The organism is Mariniflexile soesokkakense, from assembly GCF_039650365.1.
GTDB lineage: Bacteria > Bacteroidota > Bacteroidia > Flavobacteriales > Flavobacteriaceae > Mariniflexile > Mariniflexile soesokkakense.
In genome coordinates this window covers 69,945-88,241 of sequence record NZ_JAZHYP010000007.1, presented here as the reverse complement: position 1 = coordinate 88,241, position 18,297 = coordinate 69,945, and the positions used below count along the sequence as shown (strand labels likewise).

The window sequence follows — 18,297 nt, the reverse complement described above, 5'->3', positions numbered from 1 at the left end:
AAATACTGGGTTATATTTTTTTAAATGACAAGCCTGCTTCAGTTCTTTCAATGGGTTTAATAGTGCCATCGTTATTGAAATATAAATATTCAGCGCATATGTGGCGTTGTTTTTTGTTGCATTCGGAGTCTGTGTCTAACCATCTATGATAGAATAAAACCCATTGTCCATTAAACTCTACAATCGAATGGTGGTTGTTACTGGCATTTTCTTCATCCATAATTTTACCTTGGTATTTCCATGGTCCTTTTGGTGTATTTGATGTATAATATGTAAGTATTTGGTTGTTTTCTGGCATAGTATAATAATACATGCCATTTCTTTTAAATACCCAAGGACCTTCTCTTTTAGGCTCGTAACCACCCATGTCCATTTTATATAAATCGCCGTTTACACTTAATAAATCATCAGCCATTTCAGCAACTAAATAATCGCCACCACCGTTAAAGTATATGTAACCTTTATTATCATCGTCTATAAAAAGGCAAGGGTCGTTTGCGTAAGGTTCTGTCCATAATGGTTTGCCAATGGCATCTTTAAAAGGACCTGTGGGAGAGTCGCTCACGGCAATACCTATTCCCATCCATTTGGTGCTGTTTTTAGGGTTTTCTCGGTCTTTAAACCCAGTTCCAGCAGGGAAACAAAAGTAATATTTTCCGTTTTTATATGCAGCATCTGGTGCCCAAGCAAAATTATCTGCCCAAGATAAATCGCCTACAGAAAGGCATGCTCCATGATCCGTCCAATTTATTAAATCGCTAGATGAAAATACATGCCAGTCTTTCATCCAAAAATCAAGTTGGCATTCTTCATCATGGGAAGCATAAATATATATTTTGCCGTCCTTCCAAACATGTGCAGATGGATCTGCTGTTAGGATATTACTGCCAAAATTTAATGGGTTTTGGGAAAAGCATGTCGATATAAAAAAAAGACTTATTAAAATGGATGTGAATTTCATTATTTATGTATTTTGTTTGATTTTTCTCAGTTAGAGTATTTAGTTAATCTTGAATTGATTTAGAAATAGTTAAAAAATCACTTTTTAAATCAGCTTTGTTTTCAAGTAAGGTCCAGCATAATATTTTATAAAAATACTTCTTTGTCTCAACAGTTGTTACTAACATATAGAAATCTCCATCTTCTTCGGTCCAAGTAATTTCAGCTTGAGCATGATCGTTTTCATTTGATTTAAATTCGATTATTTTCGAAATAATTCTGTTTTTAGAATCGATAAGATAATCGTTGGTGAAATTTTCTAAAAACTCTTTAGGATTGACAAATATCATTCCTAAAGAGTTTAATTCATCTTTAGAGTCTTCAATAACTATGGTGTAAGCTTCTTTTAGGGTTTTTATATTGTGCTGTAGCAACATCATTTAAGTCATAGGTTTTTGCCATATATTTTGGTATTTCTATACTATAACAATTGCCACCAGTTTCGGTCGAAAAATTTTGAGAAAATGAGTTTATTGAAAATAAAATTGATAGTACTATTAAGCAAGTTGTTTTCATTGTTTTTTTTAGTTTAATATTCATTAAATAAGGTGCGTGTTTGCGCCCGAAGATTTTCCGAATGAAAATCAGTAGCTAGTTATTCTCCACAGTGTAAATAATTTTTCAGGACTAAGTTCCAAGATTTCTCACTATCAAATTCCATATTTAGTCCATTTCCTTCACTCTCTAAAAATGCCTGAATTCCGTGCTGAACCATATATTTAGGGTAGTATTTTGGAATTCCAATTTGCTGAATTACCTGACAAACATTAGTTACTTCTTCAGAAGTTGGGTCAAGGTATTTTTTAAGACTGTTCATTAAACTATTTCTGTCACTTTCATCAACATTTAGTAAAATATTTTGTTGTAGAACTAATATGGCTTGATGCGCGCTTCTGTCTTTTACTCTAAAAGCATCGTATTTTCCATATACTCCAGCAATCATAAACAGTCTTGCAGCCTTTTCAAATTGTTTTGATTCCATGCATTTTCCCATTCCAATTAAAATATCAGCTGGATTATTTTCATTTGTAACATCCAATAATTCAACACAATCACATGGGTTTGGTGATTCTAAATTTCCTTCTGCCTCAAATGAGATGGTTTTTTGAGCGTTTACATTATTAATTCCAAAAAGCAGTAAAATAAAAATTAAAATTGTTTTCATAGTTTTTTCAATTTGCATATAGGGACTTAATATAAAATCGTTATAATGTCTTAATTATATGGCGTCAAACGAAGTTAGTAGAAATTTCTACAAATTCAAATTTATTATAAACTAAAAAGACCATCTAGAAGATGGTCTTTTTTAAAATATTAAGCTTAAAATTTACAAACCAAAAGCGCCTTTTACTTTGTCTACATAGTCTAATTTTTCCCAAGTAAATAGCTCAACATCTAAAGTTGTAGTTTCTCCATTTGGTTGACTAAATGTTTTGGTAACTGTTTCGTTTTTACGCCCCATGTGGCCGTAAGCAGCAGTTTCGCTGTAAATAGGCGCACGTAGTTTTAAGCGTTCTTCAATAGCATAAGGGCGCATATCGAATATGTTTGAAACGATATTAGCAATTTCTCCATCGGTCATATTAAACGGGCAAGTGCCGTACGTATTAATAAAAATGCCCATAGGCTCTACCACACCAATAGCATAACTTACTTGTACTAAAACTTCATCGGCAACACCTGCTGCCACTAAGTTTTTAGCAATATGTCTGGTTGCGTATGCAGCACTTCTATCTACTTTGCTTGGGTCTTTTCCAGAAAATGCACCACCACCGTGAGCGCCTTTTCCACCGTAAGTGTCTACAATAATTTTACGACCCGTTAATCCAGTATCTCCGTGAGGCCCGCCAATAACAAATTTGCCTGTAGGATTTATATGGTATTTAATATCGTTATTGAACAATGCTTGTATGTTCTCTGGTAATTTAGCAACCACTCGCGGTATTAAAATGTCAACAATATCTTTTCTGATTTTTGCAAGCATGGTATCGTCATCTGCAAAATCATCATGTTGTGTAGAAACTACAATGGCATCAATACGTTGCGGAATATTATCATCGCTATACTCAATAGTTACCTGACTTTTTGAGTCGGGTCTTAAATACGGAATGGTTTTATTCTCTCTTCTTAATTCAGCAAGTTCAATTAAAATTCTATGCGATAAATCTAAAGCTAAAGGCATAAAATTTTCGGTTTCGTTGGTTGCATAACCAAACATCATCCCTTGGTCGCCAGCACCTTGTTGTTCCTTGCTAGCTCTATCAACACCTCGATTTATATCGTCTGATTGCTCATGTATTGCAGAAAGTACACCACATGAATTGCCATCGAACATATACTCGCCTTTAGTATAACCAATTTTGTTAATGGTATCTCTCGCGATTTTTTGAACATCTAAATATGTGTGCGATTTAACCTCCCCTGCAAGAATAACTTGTCCTGTGGTAACAAGTGTTTCGCAAGCTACTTTCGAATCTTTGTCAAAAGCTAAAAAGTTGTCAATTAAAGCATCGCTAATTTGGTCTGCTACTTTGTCTGGGTGTCCTTCCGAAACACTTTCAGAAGTAAATAAATATGCCATTTTAATATAGGTTATGCGGGAGATTTGACGATAACGTCGAAGGAAGTTTTCACTGCCTTTAGCATTTTTACTTGTGCCTAACTTGTTTCGATATCTTTTAAAGAAGCTGAAGAAATAAGTTCAGTACAAAGAGGTTGCAATCAGTCAAATCTTTCCTCTGTTATTTATGCAGCAAAAGTAAAAAAATAAAAGGAAAAGCAAATTATTTTTTACTATTTTAACTAATAAATTGGCTGTTACGTTTTAATTTTAAACATTTGCTTTTTAATTATGAATAATCAAAAATTAAATAGTATTTCTGTCAATGTCCTTGTGATTATTTCACACAGATAGGAAGGCATATTTATAAACTATAGTAAATATTAATAGCCTTCCAGAAACGGAAGGTTTTTTTATTGAATATTTTGAGTGTTTTGAACATCATAAAAAAATTCATTTAAAAAACTGTTAATCAATACTTTATATTATTTTTAAACACAATGAATTTAACCTTAAATAAGAAAGAATAACCTTTGTAAAATCATAATAAATTAATTTCGAACATTGATTTAGGGAGATTGAAGGGTTTTTATGAAAATCATAAAATCATTGAAAGATTAATTAAAGCAAAGACAAAGTATAAAATTATCCATATAAAGAATGAATAAACTCAATAAACACAGTAGTAGATTAACTCAAGATATATCTCAACCGGCTTCACAAGCTATGTTGTACGCAGTAGGTTTGACAGATGAAGATATGCAAAAAGCCCAAGTGGGTATTGCAAGTACTGGATATGATGGAAACCCGTGCAACATGCACTTAAACGGTTTGGCTGCTGAGGTGAAAATTGAATGTAAAATAGCTGGTTTGGTAGGGTTGGGATTTAATACTATTGGTGTTAGTGATGGCATTTCTATGGGAACTTCGGGTATGAATTATTCTTTGGCTTCAAGAGATATTATTGCAGACTCTATTGAAACGGTTATGAATGCTCAAAGTTATGATGCCCTTATATCTGTAGTTGGTTGTGATAAAAATATGCCAGGCGCTGTAATCGCCATGTTGCGTTTAAATCGTCCATCAATTATGATGTATGGTGGTACCATCGCTTCAGGAAAATACAAAGGAAGAAAGCTTAATATCGTTTCAGCGTTTGAAGCTTTAGGACAAAAAATGGCAGGAGAAATTGAAGAAGAAGAATATAGAGAAATTATAAAAAGTGCTATTCCAGGTGCTGGGGCATGTGGTGGTATGTATACTGCAAATACCATGGCTTCGGCTATAGAATGTATGGGGTTTGCTTTACCTTATAATTCTTCTATTCCAGCTGAAAACCCTAATAAATTATCCGAAAGTGAAAGAACAGCCATCGCTATTAAAAATTTACTGGAATTAGATTTAAAACCTTTAGACATTATTTCAAAAAAATCTATTGAAAATGCTATTGCTTTGGTGAATGCTTTAGGCGGATCAACCAATGCGGTATTGCATTTCTTGGCGATTGCACATGCTGCTGATATTGAGTTTACATTGGAAGATTTTCAACGTGTAAGTGATAGAACGCCTTTAATTGCCGATTTAAAACCGAGTGGAAAATATTTAATGGAAGATGTTCACGGTGTTGGAGGAACTCCTGCTGTTATGAAATACTTATTAGATAATGGCTATTTACATGGTGATTGTTTAACTGTAACGGGAAAAACATTAGCTGAAAACTTAGCCGATGTTGAAGCGCTTACTTTTGAAAACGACCAAGATGTAATTTATCCAAAAGATAAAGCTTTGAAATCTTCAGGAAACCTTCAAATATTATATGGTAACCTTGCAGAAGAAGGTGCGGTTGCAAAAATATCTGGAAATGAAGGTTTGTTGTTTGAAGGAAAAGCTGTTGTTTATGATGGTGAGCAAGCAGCAAATACAGGAATTTCAAACGGAGAAGTAGCTAAAGGCGATGTCGTCGTCATTCGTTATGTCGGTCCAAAAGGAGGTCCTGGCATGCCAGAAATGTTAAAACCAACTTCATTAATTATGGGTGCTGGTTTAGGAAAGTCGGTCGCTTTAATTACTGATGGACGTTTTTCTGGTGGAACACACGGTTTTGTTGTAGGTCACATTACGCCAGAAGCACAAGAAGGTGGTACTATCGGGTTGCTAAAAACAGGTGATAGAATTAGAATTAGTGCAGAAGATAATACCATTAATGTTTTACTCTCTAACGAAGAATTAGCAGAAAGAAAATCAAAATGGGTACAACCAGAATTGAAACATAAAAAAGGAATTTTATATAAATATGCAAAATCAGTAGCATCAGCTTCAAAAGGTTGTGTTACCGATGCATTCTAGTTCCTGCGAAAGCAGGAATCTCATGTCGCCTTGAGCATAGTCGAAGGGTTTTAATAAGATAAACATGAATACACAAACAGCAAATAAAAAACAAGAAGTGGCACAAGAAACCATGCGTATTACAGGAAGCGAAGCCATCATAAGATGTCTATTAGCAGAAGGAGTTGATATTCTTTATGGATATCCAGGAGGAGCTATTATGCCAGTTTATGATGAATTATATAAATTTAGAGACCAAATTCATCATGTATTAACACGTCACGAGCAAGGTGCTGCACATGCAGCGCAAGGTTTTGCACGTATTTCTGGTCGTGTAGGTGTTGCTATGGCTACGTCGGGTCCAGGAGCAACAAACCTTATTACAGGCATTGCCGATGCTCAAATAGATTCTACGCCATTAGTGTGTATTACTGGACAAGTATTTTCGCATTTATTGGGAACGGATGCGTTTCAAGAAACCGATATTATTGGTATTTCTACCCCTGTAACCAAGTGGAACTGCCAAATAACTAAAGCGGCAGATATACCAGAAGTATTAGCGAAAGCGTTCTATATAGCTAAAAGTGGACGTCCAGGACCTGTATTAATAGATATCACTAAAGATGCACAAGTAAGTGAACTGGATTTTAAATACGAAAAATGTACAGGCGTTAGAAGCTACATTCCAGTGCCAAAAACCAATTCTGAAGCGGTACAAGCTGCAGCGAGTTTGATAAATGCAGCAAAAAAACCAATGATTGTTTGGGGCCAAGGTGTTATTTTAGGACAAGCGGAGGCTGAATTAAAAGCCATTGTAGAAAAGGCTGGAATTCCCGCTGCATGGACTATTTTAGGCGCTTCTGCTATTCCAACGTCACATCCATTAAATGTGGGTATGGTAGGGATGCATGGTAATTATGCGCCTAATAGATTAACAAATGAATGTGATGTGCTTATTGCTATAGGAATGCGTTTTGACGACCGTGTAACGGGAAGTTTAAACACCTACGCAAAACAAGCTAAAATCATTCATTTTGATATTGATCCTGCGGAAATTGATAAAAATGTGAAAACAGATGTAGCGGTTATTGGAGATTCTAAAGATAGTTTAGCAAAATTATTACCGTTATTAAACGAAAACAAACACGATTCATGGTTGCAAGAATTCAAAGATTTGTATGCTATTGAATATGAAAAAGTTATAAAAGATGATATTCACCCTACTAAAGATGGGTTAACCATGGGGGAAGTATTAAAGCAAATTAACATTGAATCAAAAGGAAATGCTGCAATTGTTTCAGATGTTGGTCAACATCAAATGATTGCGTGTCGTTATTCTGAATTTAATGTTACTAAAAGCAACATCACATCAGGTGGTTTAGGTACTATGGGTTTTGCATTGCCTGCAGCCATTGGTGCTAAAATGGCAGCACCGCATAGAGAAGTGGTAGCAATTATTGGAGATGGTGGTTACCAAATGAATATTCAAGAATTAGGTACTGTTTTTCAACAAAAAGCAGCGGTTAAAATTGTTGTTTTAAATAATGAATTCTTAGGAATGGTACGCCAATGGCAACAATTGTTTTTCGATAAACGTTATGCATCTACCGAAATGACAAATCCAGATTTTGTAACCATTGCAAAAGGGTATTATATTGAAGGGAAGCGTGTAACAAAACGTGAAGAATTAGCAGGAGCTATAAAAGAAATGATAGCCTCTAAAGAGTCTTATTTCTTAGAAGTTTGTGTAGAAAAAGAAGATAACGTATTCCCGATGATACCTGCGGGAGCTTCGGTTTCAGATGTACGTTTAAGCTAAATATTCAAAAAAATGAACGAAGAAATAAAAACATTCACGATTTCAATTTATACCGAAAACAACATCGGTTTATTAAATCGTATATCAGCTATTTTTCAACGCCGACATATTAATATTGAGAGCTTAACAACCTCGCAATCTGAAATTGAAGGTGTAAACAGATTTGTAATTGTTGTAAATATAACAGAATCTCAAGCAAGAAAAATTATAGGTCAGTTTGAAAAACAAGTTGAGGTAATACGGGCATACTACCATAAAGACGAAGAGACTATTTATACCGAGTCTTGTATGTTCAAAATAAAATCAGCTTTATTATTTGAAGAACCACAAATTCAAAATATAATAAAAGAAAGTAATGCTAGAATAGTTACCGTAAACAAAGAGTTTTTTGTGCTTGAAAAATCGGGTAGAAGAAATGAAATTGAATCGTTGCGAAGAGATTTAAATGTGTTTGGCATTATGCAATTTGTTCGTGCAGGACGTATTGCAGTAACAAAAGATGAAATGAAAGTAACCGAAATGCTTATGGCATTCAATAATCAATAATAACTAAAATTAAAAATGGGAAATTATTTTAACACACTATCGTTAAGAGATAAATTAACTCAATTGTCTAAATGTAGATTTATGGACGCTTCAGAGTTTGAAGATGGTGTAAATGCTTTAAAAGGCAAAAAAATTGTAATTGTAGGATGTGGAGCGCAAGGGCTTAACCAAGGGTTAAACATGAGAGACTCAGGTCTAGATATTTCTTATGCTTTAAGAGCGCAAGCTATTGCTGAAAAACGTGCTTCTTATGTAAATGCAACCAATAATGGGTTTACAGTTGGTACGTACGAAGAATTAATTCCAACGGCAGATTTAGTGTTAAACCTAACACCAGACAAACAACATACAAGTGTGGTAAAAGCGGTGATGCCTTTAATGAAAAAGGGAGCAACTTTATCATATTCTCATGGTTTTAATATTGTTGAAGAAGGAACACAAATCCGTGAAGATTTAACGGTTATTATGGTGGCACCAAAATGCCCAGGAACTGAAGTAAGAGAAGAATATAAAAGAGGTTTTGGTGTGCCAACCTTAATTGCGGTACATGAAGAAAACGATCCGGAAGGAAAAGGTTGGGCACAAGCAAAAGCTTATGCTGCTGCAACTGGTGGTGATAGAGCGGGTGTGTTAGCATCTTCTTTTATTGCTGAGGTAAAGTCTGATTTAATGGGTGAACAAACCATTCTTTGTGGGTTGTTACAAACAGGATCTATCCTATGTTTCGATAAAATGATTGAAAAAGGAATTGATGCTGGTTATGCTTCAAAATTAATTCAATACGGTTGGGAAACGGTGACAGAAGGTCTTAAATATGGTGGAATTACAAACATGATGGATCGTTTGTCTAACCCAGCAAAAATTAAGGCTTTTGAATTGTCTGAAGAATTAAAAGACATCATGCGTCCATTATTCCAAAAACATATGGATGATATTATGGAAGGAAGATTTTCTTCTGGTATGATGGCAGACTGGGCTAATGATGACAAAGATTTATTAGGATGGAGAGCTGCAACCGCTGAAACTAATTTTGAAAAAACACCTGCAGGAAATATTGAAATTTCAGAACAAGAATACTATGATAACGGTGTATTAATGGTAGCGATGGTAAGAGCAGGTGTGGAATTAGCGTTTGAAGCTATGACTGATTCTGGAATTATCGATGCCTCTGCATACTACGAATCGTTACACGAAACGCCTCTTATTGCAAACACTATTGCAAGGCGTAAATTATACGAAATGAATTCTGTAATTTCTGATACTGCTGAATACGGTTGTTATTTATTCGATCATGCTTGTAAACCATTATTAGCAGATTTTATGAAGAAAATCGATACCGATGTTATTGGAAAAGCCTATGCAAAAGATAACGGTAAAGCGGTAGATAATGCTAAATTAATAGCAGTAAACAAAGCGTTAAGAGACCATCCAGTTGAAAAAGTGGGGTCTTTCTTAAGAGCGTCTATGACGGCTATGAAACCGATAGTATAATACAAACCAGACCTCACAGGTTTTTAAAACCTGTGAGGTCTTTTATAAAATCATTAATGAATAAGGAGAAAGAAATATATTTCCCTAGTCTTAAAGATATAAAAGTAGCTGCCGATACTATTCAAAAGGTATCGGCAGTTACGCCTTTAAGCCCTAGCCTCAGATATTCAAATCAGTTTAGTGCTAATATTCTTTTGAAGCGTGAAGACCTTCAACAGGTACGTTCGTACAAAATTAGGGGTGCTTACAATAAAATAAGCTCGCTTACTGAAGAAGAGTCTAAAAATGGGGTAGTTTGTGCTAGTGCAGGTAATCATGCGCAAGGTGTAGCCTTATCATGCAAGCTCTTGAAAATAAAAGGCACAATCTACATGCCTTCACCTACGCCTAACCAAAAAGTGGAACAGGTAAAAATGTTTGGTGAAGACTATATTGAAATTAAATTAGTTGGCGACACCTATGATGATGCGTATCATGCATCTATGGTAGAGTGTGAAGCATTTCAAAAAACATTCATTCACCCGTTTGATGACAAAAAAGTTATTGAAGGGCAAGCTACCATTGGTTTAGAAATTTTAGAACAGGCAACCGAAACTATTGATTATGTATTTATAGCTGTGGGTGGTGGCGGTTTAGCAGCAGGTTTGTCAACCGTTTTTAAAGAATTATCTCCCAGTACAAAGATTATAGGTGTAGAACCCGAAGGCGCGCCTTCTATGTTGGCTTCAATAAAAAATAATAAAAACACAACTTTAGAGCATATCGAAAAATTTATTGATGGTGCCGCAGTAAAACGAGTAGGCGATTTAACATTTCCTATATGTAAAGCCAATTTGCATGCTATGATTACCGTTCCCGAAGGGAAAGTATGCGAAACTATTTTAGAACTTTATAATAAAGATGCTATCGTTGTTGAGCCTGCTGGAGCTTTAAGTATTTCGGCATTGGATTTTTATGCTGAAGAAATAAAGGGTAAAAGCGTGGTGTGCGTAGTTAGTGGCAGCAATAACGATATTACCCGTACTGCCGAAATAAAAGAACGTGCCTTGTTGTATGCCAATTTAAAGCATTACTTTATTGTGACATTTCCACAACGTGCTGGTGCATTAAAAGAATTTGTGGTCGATATTTTAGGGCCAAATGATGATATAACACATTTTCAATATACCAAGAAAACGAATCGTGAAAACGGTTCTGCAGTAGTAGGTATTCAATTAAAATCTGCAACCGATTTAGAGCCTTTAATTGCAAAAATGAAGCAACGTAATTTTTATGGCGATTACCTAAACAACAAACCAGAGTTGTTTCAGTTTTTGGTATAAATTTCAGTTTTTTAGTATTTTATTTCTCGAAAACGTTTGAGTTTTGTGTATTTTATCAATATGTATTTAATGTGTTAAGAATACGATATTTTTTGGCACATCATTGTTTTTAAAGTCTTTATGTAGTGAAATTATGGGTATATTAGCTTTAGTTTTTAACTAATATACATTTAAAAATGAGTACTACATTTTCAGAAATTCCAAACGAATATAAAATCACAAGTCTGATACATCAAAAAACCTATTTGGTTGATGGTGAATTAAAAACTTGGAGTGGAAAAACTACCGAAGTTTATTCAACGATATCATCTACAGAAAATTACAAGCCAACCGTGTTAGGAACTATTCCTGAGTTAGGTGAGCAGGAAGCATTAGGGGCTTTAAATTCTGCATTAAACGCTTACGATAACGGTCAAGGATTATGGCCAACAATGAAAGTGGCTAACCGAATTGCTTGTATGGAAACATTCGTGAAGCAAATGAAAACCAAACGCGAAGAAGTTGTAAAATTACTTATGTGGGAAATAGGTAAAAATTTACCCGATTCACAAAAAGAATTTGATAGAACTGTTGATTATATTTATGATACTATTGAAGCTTACAAACAAATAGATCGTGATTCGGCTAAGTTTGAAAAAAACGAAGGTGTATATGCACATATTCGTCGTGGCCCTATAGGTACGGTTTTATGTTTAGGTCCGTATAATTATCCACTTAACGAAACATTTACATTGTTAATTCCTGCTTTAATAATGGGTAATACCGTTATTTTTAAGCCTGCAAAAATAGGGGTTCTTTTAATCTCACCCTTATTAGAAGCGTTTCAAAATAGTTTTCCAAAAGGCGCGGTTAATATTATTTATGGTCGTGGTCGTGTGTTGGCATCACCCATTATGGGTTCGGGTAAAATAGATGTATTGGCATTAATTGGCAATAGCAAATCTGCCAATGCATTACAATCGCAACACCCAAAAGGAAATAGGTTACGCATGGTATTAGGCTTAGAAGCTAAAAACCCAGCGATTGTTTTGCCAGATGCTGATTTAGATTTAACAGTTGATGAATGTATTGCAGGAACCTTGTCTTTCAATGGGCAGCGTTGTACCGCTTTAAAACTTGTATATGTTCATGAATCTATTGTAAACGAATTTAACAAACGATTTACAGCAAAAGTTGATGCACTTAAATTTGGAAATCCATGGGAAGCAGGTGTTAAACTAACGCCACTACCAGAAGTTGAAAAACCAGCATATATCCAAGAGTTAATTGATGATGCTAAAGCTAAAGGTGCAACCATATTAAATGCTAAAGGTGGTGAAACTAATGATAATTTTATATTCCCAGCAGTTCTATATCCTGTTAATAAAACCATGCGTGTTTTTGAAGAGGAGCAATTTGGCCCTGTAGTTCCTGTAATTTCGTTTTCAAATATTGACGAACCTCTTGATGACATGGCTGAATCTAACTATGGCCAACAAGTAAGTTTATTTGGTGGTGATATAAAAACCTTAGCGCCATTAATTGATACTTTGGTTAATTTAGTGTGTCGTGTTAACTTGAATAGTTCATGCCAACGTGGTCCAGACGTTTATCCATTCACGGGAAGGAAAGATTCGGCATTCAGTACTTTAAGTGTGCATGATGCATTGCGTTCTTTCTCAATAAGAACCTTTGTGGCTTCAAAAGATAATGCCTATAATAACGCTATATTGAAGGAATTATTAGACAAAAAATCGTCTAACTTTATAAGTACCGATTATATATTGTAATTGAGTGAAATAACTATAAATTTCATTGAATAGTATTTTTAATTATTCAATGAAATTTATTAAAAATGAGTTATTTGTAATAAAAAGAATGTAAACGGGTTGATATTAATAATTTTTTCAAAAAAAGACCTGGTTTTAATAGTCGTAATGAATAAAATTCATAATTTTACGTCATGAATACATTAAAAAATAAAATACGTCCTTCATCACCCGGTTTCCGCGCGAGTATTACTCGTCGCAGCTTCTAGTCTTTCAAAGGCCAAAAACCAAAACGTAATTTAATTTTTTTGTAGTGTATAAAATTTCATCCATAAAGTTTCAAAGTTTTTTTAATATAGTGATTAACACATATTTTATGTGTCGTATCTATCCGCGTCGCCCTTAGTGGTGTGCTTTTATTTTTTGAGCTAGGTGAGTCCAGTTCAGTATAAAAAAATTAACTTTAACTTTTAATACATTTTTAGAATTATAATGGAAATTGTAATTGCCGATAAATCACATTCAAAATACGCAGAAATTATTTGCGATACAATAGCAGAGTCTGCAGCTGTTAGAGGTACTGGTATTGCTAGAAGAACCCCAGAATATATCACAAAGAAACTAGAAAATGGCAATGCTGTTATTGCTTTAGATGGCGATAAATTTGCAGGCTTTTGCTATATAGAGCTTTGGGGGCATGGTAAATATGTTGCCAATTCAGGGTTAATTGTGCATCCAGATTACCGTGGTGTAGGGTTAGCAAAAAAAATAAAGCATAAAGTATTCAAGCATTCAAGAACGAAGTTTCCCGATGCTAAAGTATTTAGTATTACAACGGGTTTGGCTGTTATGAAAATGAATACCGATTTAGGTTATAAGCCTGTGCCATTTTCAGAATTAACCGATGATCCAACCTTTTGGGATGGGTGTCAAACCTGTAAAAACTACGATGTTTTAACACGTACCAACAGAAAAATGTGCTTGTGTACAGGTATGCTGTACGACCCAAAAGACAAGACCAAAAGCGAACCAAGAAAAATAAAAGAAAAGGTTTTTAATAGATTAAAACATATTAAGGAAACCATGTTTTTAAAAAAAGATAAAAAGTAAAAAATGAAAAAATTAGTAATAGCATATAGTGGCGGATTGGACACATCGTACTGTGCCGTAAGTTTATCTAAAGAATATGATGTACATGCAGTAAGTGTAAATACAGGTGGGTTTACAAAAACTGAAATAGGAAACATAGAATCGAACGCCTATAAAATGGGAGTTTCTACCTATAAAAATATTGATGCTGTAGCGACTTTTTATCAAAAAGTAGTGAAGTATTTAATTTTCGGAAATGTTCTTAAGAATAATACATATCCATTATCTGTAAGCGCAGAACGTATTATTCAAGCTATTGAAATTGTGGAGTATGCAAAAAGCATCGGTGCAGAATATATTGCCCACGGAAGTACTGGGGCAGGAAACGACCAAGTACGTTTCGATATGATTTTTCAAACGCTTGCGCCAGAAATACAAATCATTACACCAATTAGAGATGAGAAATTAACAAGACAACAAGAAATTGACTATTTGAAAGCCAATGGTATTGATATGTCTTGGGAAAAAGCAAAATATTCGGTTAATAAAGGGCTTTGGGGAACTAGTGTTGGAGGTTCAGAAACGTTAACATCTGATAAGCCATTACCAGACAGCGCCTATCCATCGCAGTTAAAACATGCTGAAGATGAAAAAGTAAAATTAACTTTTGACAAAGGAGAATTAGTAGCTGTAAATGGTATTGAAAACGACCCTGAAATCAATATAGAAACCTTAAATAATTTAGCAAAAACGTATGCTATTGGTAGAGATATCCATGTGGGTGATACCATTGTTGGTATTAAAGGACGTGTTGGTTTTGAAGCACCTGCGGCATTAATTACCATTAAAGCGCATCATTTATTAGAGAAGCACACGCTTACTAAGTGGCAATTGCAACACAAAGAATACTTAGCAAGTTTCTATGGTATGCATTTGCATGAAGGTCAGTATTTAGATCCTGTTATGCGTAATATTGAAGCCTTTTTACAAAGCAGTCAAGAGGTTGTTAGTGGTGATGTGTTTGTAACATTAAAGCCATATCATTTTAATTTAGATGGCATTAGTTCTGAACACGATTTAATGAATGCGAAGTTTGGTAGCTACGGTGAAGAAAATAGAGGTTGGACAGCCGATGAAGCAAAAGGATTTATCAAAATTATCGGAAATCAAAATAAAATTTATCATCAAGTAAATTCATAAAAAATGATTCAAGTAGGTATTATTGGAGGTGCGGGTTATACAGCTGGTGAACTAATTAGATTGTTAATTAATCATCCTGAAGTTGCTATTGACTTTGTGTACAGCACATCCAATGCAGGAAACAAAATTAGCAGTATTCACCAAGATTTGGAAGGTGATTTAGATATGAAATTCACGGACACAATTAACCCAAATGTTGATGTGTTGTTTTTATGTTTAGGTCATGGAAATTCTGTGAAGTTTTTATCGGCTAATACATTTTCTGATACCACGAAAATCATCGATTTAGGAAATGATTTCAGATTAGAAAAGGATAAGAATTTTGAAGGGAAAAATTTTGTTTATGGTTTGCCAGAATTACAAAGAGATGCCATTAAAAAAGCAGATTATATAGCGAACCCAGGTTGTTTTGCAACAGCTATACAATTAGCTTTATTACCTTTTGCTGAAAAAGGATTGCTAAATAACGATGTGCATATTAATGCGGTTACAGGTGCTACAGGTGCGGGAACTTCGTTATCTGAAACCTCCCATTTTCCTTGGAGAGATAATAACTTTTCATACTACAAACCGTTTACACATCAGCATTTAGGTGAAATTAATCAATCGGTTAAACAATTACAAAATAGTTTTGGTTCTGAAATTTTATTTATGCCAAATAGAGGAAATTTTTCAAGAGGTATTTTTGCAACGGTTTATACCAATTTTGAAGGGACTTTAGAAGAAGCTAAAGAGATGTTTAAAGCCTATTATAAAGAGGCTAAATTTACGTTCGTTTCGGATGAAGTATTGCATTTAAAACAAGTAGTGAACACAAATAAGTGTTTAATTCATTTACACAAACACAATAGCAAATTATTGATAACCAGTATTATTGATAATTTATTAAAAGGTGCTTCAGGTCAAGCCATCCAAAATATGAATTTGATGTTTGGTTTGGAAGAAACAACAGGTTTGCAATTAAAAGCGACTTATTTTTAAATAGTTTTTATGCTGAAATTGAAAAAGCACATAGCAAATTGGTGCGTTAGCGATTGAAGCGGCATCCTTTTTACCTCAATAAAAAGGCGTCATTACGAGGAGGAACGACGAAGTAATCTCTTTGGATTAAGAGATTGCCACAGAAAATTAGAAATTTTCTTCGCAATGACGTAAAAAGATATAGCGAAAAGCGCGACCCTTGGGAAACGCCAAAAAAAAGAATATAAGAATGCGATTCCCTTCTTTGAGGGAATGACAAAATATAATATCAATGAAAATAGCCATTATTGGAACTGGAAATTTAGGAAGTTCTATAGCAAAAGGACTTATCAATAATAAGTCGTTTACGTCGTTGTATTTAGCTGATAAAAACACGGCAAATGTTGATGTTTATAAAACTGAAGACTATGTTACCGTTACAAACGATAATGTGTTGGCGGTTGAAAATAGCGACATGGTTATTTTTGCTCTTCAACCTAAGCATATTAATGCTGTTTTGGAAAGTGTGGCATCGAAAATTAGAGATAAGCATATTGTTATTTCGGTCGCTGCAGGGGTTGAAATTCCTAGAATTGAAGGCATTATCGGGAATGATAAAAATATTATTCGGGTAATGCCAAACACAGCGATTTCTATTGGGAAATCCATGACTTGTATTGCGGCTAATGAAAAAGCGCAAGATAAAGTAACCTTGGCTCAAGATGTTTTTAACCAATTAGGGACTACGTTAGTGATTCCTGAAGAATTAATACAGGCAGCAACGGTAATTTGTGCCAGTGGCATTGCGTTTTGGATGCGCCTTGTGCGTGCCACAACACAAGGAGCTATTCAATTAGGTTTTGAAGCCCACGAAGCACATCAATTGGCAACACAGACATGTTTTGGCGCTGCAAGTTTATTACTGGAATCTGGAAGACATCCTGAGCAGGAAATTGACCGCGTGACTACACCAAGTGGCTGTACCATTGAAGGATTAAATGCTATGGAACACCAAGGTTTAAGTTCGGCCTTAATACAAGGCATTGTGGCTTCTTTTGAGAAAATTAATCAAATTAAAAAGAATTAAAATGCCATTATTTGACGTTTATCCATTATATAATGTAACCCCAGTTTCGGGGAACGATATGCTCGTTTACGACGATGCTGGAACTGAATATTTAGACCTTTACGGAGGTCATGCAGTGATATCTATTGGACATTCACACCCTAGTTATGTGAAGGCTGTTAGCAATCAAGTTTCAACTTTAGGGTTTTATTCCAATGCGATTCAAAATCCGTTACAGGTTGAATTAGCTGATAAAATTGAATCTTTATCGGGTTGTAAAGGTTACGAATTGTTTTTGTGCAATTCAGGAGCTGAAGCTAACGAAAATGCTTTAAAATTGGCATCATTTAAAACAGGAAAATCACGTGTTATTGCCTTTAAAAATGGATTTCATGGACGTACATCGGCAGCTGTTGCGGCAACCGATAATGCCAATATTATTGCCCCAATCAACGCACAACAACAGGTAACTATTTTAGCTTTAAATGATATTGAAGGCGTTAAAAGAGAATTAGAAAAAGGCGATGTTTGTGCGGTTATTGTAGAATTTATACAAGGAGTTGGTGGATTGGACCAAGGAACTGCTGAATTTTTTGAGCAAGTTGATGTACTTTGTAAAGCGAACAATACCTATTTTATTGCCGATGAGGTGCAATCTGGTTACGGGCGTTCAGGTAAATTCTTTGCGTTTCAATATTATAATGTAATACCGGAAGTTATTTCTATAGCTAAAGGTATGGGGAACGGGTTCCCGATTGGAGGGATTTTAATTCACCCAAGCATCGAAGCAAAACATGGTATGTTGGGTACCACGTTTGGCGGAAATCATTTGGCTTGTGCTGCGGGTTTAGCAGTTTTAAATACGATTGAAGAAGAGAAGTTGATAGACAATGTCAATACTATTTCAGCGTATTTTATTTCCGTAGCCAAAACAATTCACCAAATAAAAAATATTAAAGGAAAAGGATTAATGATTGGATTGGAATTCGACTTTGAAGTTGGAGAGCTAAGAAAAAAGCTTATTTATGAGCATCATATTTTTACAGGTGGTGCTTCAAACAAAAAGTTAATTAGAATTTTACCACCATTAACCATTAAAAAAGAACATGTTGATCAATTTTTTGAAGCTTTAAAGAAAACTTTGGAGTCAACAGAAGTTGTGAAATAATAAT

General features: G+C 34.6%; 15 protein-coding genes. 11 read left to right on the top strand and 4 right to left on the bottom strand.

The features are described from left to right. Positions 1-10: 10 nt before the first annotated feature. From VP395_RS13260 to metK, 4 genes are all read right to left on the bottom strand, one after another. On the bottom strand, positions 11-961 hold the full coding sequence (locus tag VP395_RS13260) for a family 43 glycosylhydrolase (RefSeq protein WP_346242502.1): 951 nt from the start codon (positions 959-961) through the stop codon (positions 11-13). 43 nt (positions 962-1,004) lie between these two features. Further along, positions 1,005-1,379 carry a hypothetical protein gene (locus VP395_RS13255; protein ID WP_346242501.1) on the bottom strand — a complete coding sequence of 125 codons (375 nt, stop codon included), beginning with the start codon at positions 1,377-1,379 and terminating at the stop codon, positions 1,005-1,007. Positions 1,380-1,594: 215 nt separating this feature from the next. Beyond that, a complete protein-coding gene (locus VP395_RS13250) occupies positions 1,595-2,164 on the bottom strand; it encodes a hypothetical protein (RefSeq protein WP_346242500.1) in 570 nt (189 codons plus the stop codon). Positions 2,165-2,326: 162 nt separating this feature from the next. After that, positions 2,327-3,580 carry a methionine adenosyltransferase gene (gene metK / locus VP395_RS13245; protein ID WP_346242499.1) on the bottom strand — a complete coding sequence of 418 codons (1,254 nt, stop codon included), beginning with the start codon at positions 3,578-3,580 and terminating at the stop codon, positions 2,327-2,329. Positions 3,581-4,219: 639 nt separating this feature from the next. Between metK and ilvD the strand changes: the two genes are divergently transcribed. The 11 genes from ilvD to VP395_RS13190 all read left to right on the top strand — a co-directional run bounded on the left by ilvD (position 4,220) and on the right by VP395_RS13190 (position 18,293). Then, positions 4,220-5,905: a dihydroxy-acid dehydratase gene (ilvD, locus tag VP395_RS13240; RefSeq protein ID WP_346242498.1), complete on the top strand. Its 1,686-nt coding sequence runs from the start codon at positions 4,220-4,222 to the stop codon at positions 5,903-5,905. 64 nt (positions 5,906-5,969) lie between these two features. Next, the gene (gene ilvB / locus VP395_RS13235) at positions 5,970-7,703 is read left to right on the top strand and encodes a biosynthetic-type acetolactate synthase large subunit (RefSeq protein WP_346242497.1); all 1,734 of its coding nucleotides are present in this window, start codon (positions 5,970-5,972) and stop codon (positions 7,701-7,703) included. Positions 7,704-7,715: 12 nt separating this feature from the next. Next, the gene (gene ilvN / locus VP395_RS13230) at positions 7,716-8,249 is read left to right on the top strand and encodes an acetolactate synthase small subunit (RefSeq protein WP_346242496.1); all 534 of its coding nucleotides are present in this window, start codon (positions 7,716-7,718) and stop codon (positions 8,247-8,249) included. A gap of 15 nt (positions 8,250-8,264) precedes the next feature. Then, on the top strand, positions 8,265-9,740 hold the full coding sequence (ilvC, locus tag VP395_RS13225; protein ID WP_346242495.1) for a ketol-acid reductoisomerase: 1,476 nt from the start codon (positions 8,265-8,267) through the stop codon (positions 9,738-9,740). Between the two features lie 56 nt (positions 9,741-9,796). Then, the gene (gene ilvA, locus VP395_RS13220; protein WP_346242494.1) at positions 9,797-11,062 is read left to right on the top strand and encodes a threonine ammonia-lyase IlvA; all 1,266 of its coding nucleotides are present in this window, start codon (positions 9,797-9,799) and stop codon (positions 11,060-11,062) included. A gap of 176 nt (positions 11,063-11,238) precedes the next feature. Beyond that, complete coding sequence (locus tag VP395_RS13215) at positions 11,239-12,831, top strand: NADP-dependent glyceraldehyde-3-phosphate dehydrogenase (RefSeq protein ID WP_346242493.1); 1,593 nt, start codon at positions 11,239-11,241, stop codon at positions 12,829-12,831. A 471-nt stretch (positions 12,832-13,302) separates the two neighbouring features. After that, complete coding sequence (locus VP395_RS13210; RefSeq protein ID WP_346242492.1) at positions 13,303-13,920, top strand: GNAT family N-acetyltransferase; 618 nt, start codon at positions 13,303-13,305, stop codon at positions 13,918-13,920. A gap of 3 nt (positions 13,921-13,923) precedes the next feature. Further along, positions 13,924-15,099, top strand: coding sequence for an argininosuccinate synthase (locus VP395_RS13205; protein ID WP_346242491.1), 1,176 nt, complete (start codon positions 13,924-13,926; stop codon positions 15,097-15,099). Between the two features lie 3 nt (positions 15,100-15,102). After that, positions 15,103-16,080, top strand: coding sequence for an N-acetyl-gamma-glutamyl-phosphate reductase (gene argC, locus VP395_RS13200; protein ID WP_346242490.1), 978 nt, complete (start codon positions 15,103-15,105; stop codon positions 16,078-16,080). 271 nt (positions 16,081-16,351) lie between these two features. After that, complete coding sequence (proC, locus tag VP395_RS13195; RefSeq protein ID WP_346242489.1) at positions 16,352-17,146, top strand: pyrroline-5-carboxylate reductase; 795 nt, start codon at positions 16,352-16,354, stop codon at positions 17,144-17,146. Between the two features lies 1 nt (position 17,147). Further along, positions 17,148-18,293: an aspartate aminotransferase family protein gene (locus VP395_RS13190; protein ID WP_346242488.1), complete on the top strand. Its 1,146-nt coding sequence runs from the start codon at positions 17,148-17,150 to the stop codon at positions 18,291-18,293. Positions 18,294-18,297: the final 4 nt, after the last annotated feature.

Excerpts from the sequence above, each read along its gene's own strand:
- VP395_RS13250 (WP_346242500.1), bottom strand. The coding sequence starts at position 2,164 with ATGAAAACAATTTTAATTTTTATTTTACTGCTTTTTGGAATTAATAAT.
- ilvC (WP_346242495.1), top strand. The coding sequence starts at position 8,265 with ATGGGAAATTATTTTAACACACTATCGTTAAGAGATAAATTAACTCAA.
- ilvB (WP_346242497.1), top strand. The coding sequence starts at position 5,970 with ATGAATACACAAACAGCAAATAAAAAACAAGAAGTGGCACAAGAAACC.
- proC (WP_346242489.1), top strand. The coding sequence starts at position 16,352 with ATGAAAATAGCCATTATTGGAACTGGAAATTTAGGAAGTTCTATAGCA.
- VP395_RS13260 (WP_346242502.1), bottom strand. The coding sequence starts at position 961 with ATGAAATTCACATCCATTTTAATAAGTCTTTTTTTTATATCGACATGC.
- metK (WP_346242499.1), bottom strand. The coding sequence starts at position 3,580 with ATGGCATATTTATTTACTTCTGAAAGTGTTTCGGAAGGACACCCAGAC.
- argC (WP_346242490.1), top strand. The coding sequence starts at position 15,103 with ATGATTCAAGTAGGTATTATTGGAGGTGCGGGTTATACAGCTGGTGAA.
- VP395_RS13255 (WP_346242501.1), bottom strand. The coding sequence starts at position 1,379 with ATGATGTTGCTACAGCACAATATAAAAACCCTAAAAGAAGCTTACACC.
- ilvD (WP_346242498.1), top strand. The coding sequence starts at position 4,220 with ATGAATAAACTCAATAAACACAGTAGTAGATTAACTCAAGATATATCT.
- ilvA (WP_346242494.1), top strand. The coding sequence starts at position 9,797 with ATGAATAAGGAGAAAGAAATATATTTCCCTAGTCTTAAAGATATAAAA.
- ilvN (WP_346242496.1), top strand. The coding sequence starts at position 7,716 with ATGAACGAAGAAATAAAAACATTCACGATTTCAATTTATACCGAAAAC.
- VP395_RS13215 (WP_346242493.1), top strand. The coding sequence starts at position 11,239 with ATGAGTACTACATTTTCAGAAATTCCAAACGAATATAAAATCACAAGT.
- VP395_RS13205 (WP_346242491.1), top strand. The coding sequence starts at position 13,924 with ATGAAAAAATTAGTAATAGCATATAGTGGCGGATTGGACACATCGTAC.
- VP395_RS13210 (WP_346242492.1), top strand. The coding sequence starts at position 13,303 with ATGGAAATTGTAATTGCCGATAAATCACATTCAAAATACGCAGAAATT.
- VP395_RS13190 (WP_346242488.1), top strand. The coding sequence starts at position 17,148 with ATGCCATTATTTGACGTTTATCCATTATATAATGTAACCCCAGTTTCG.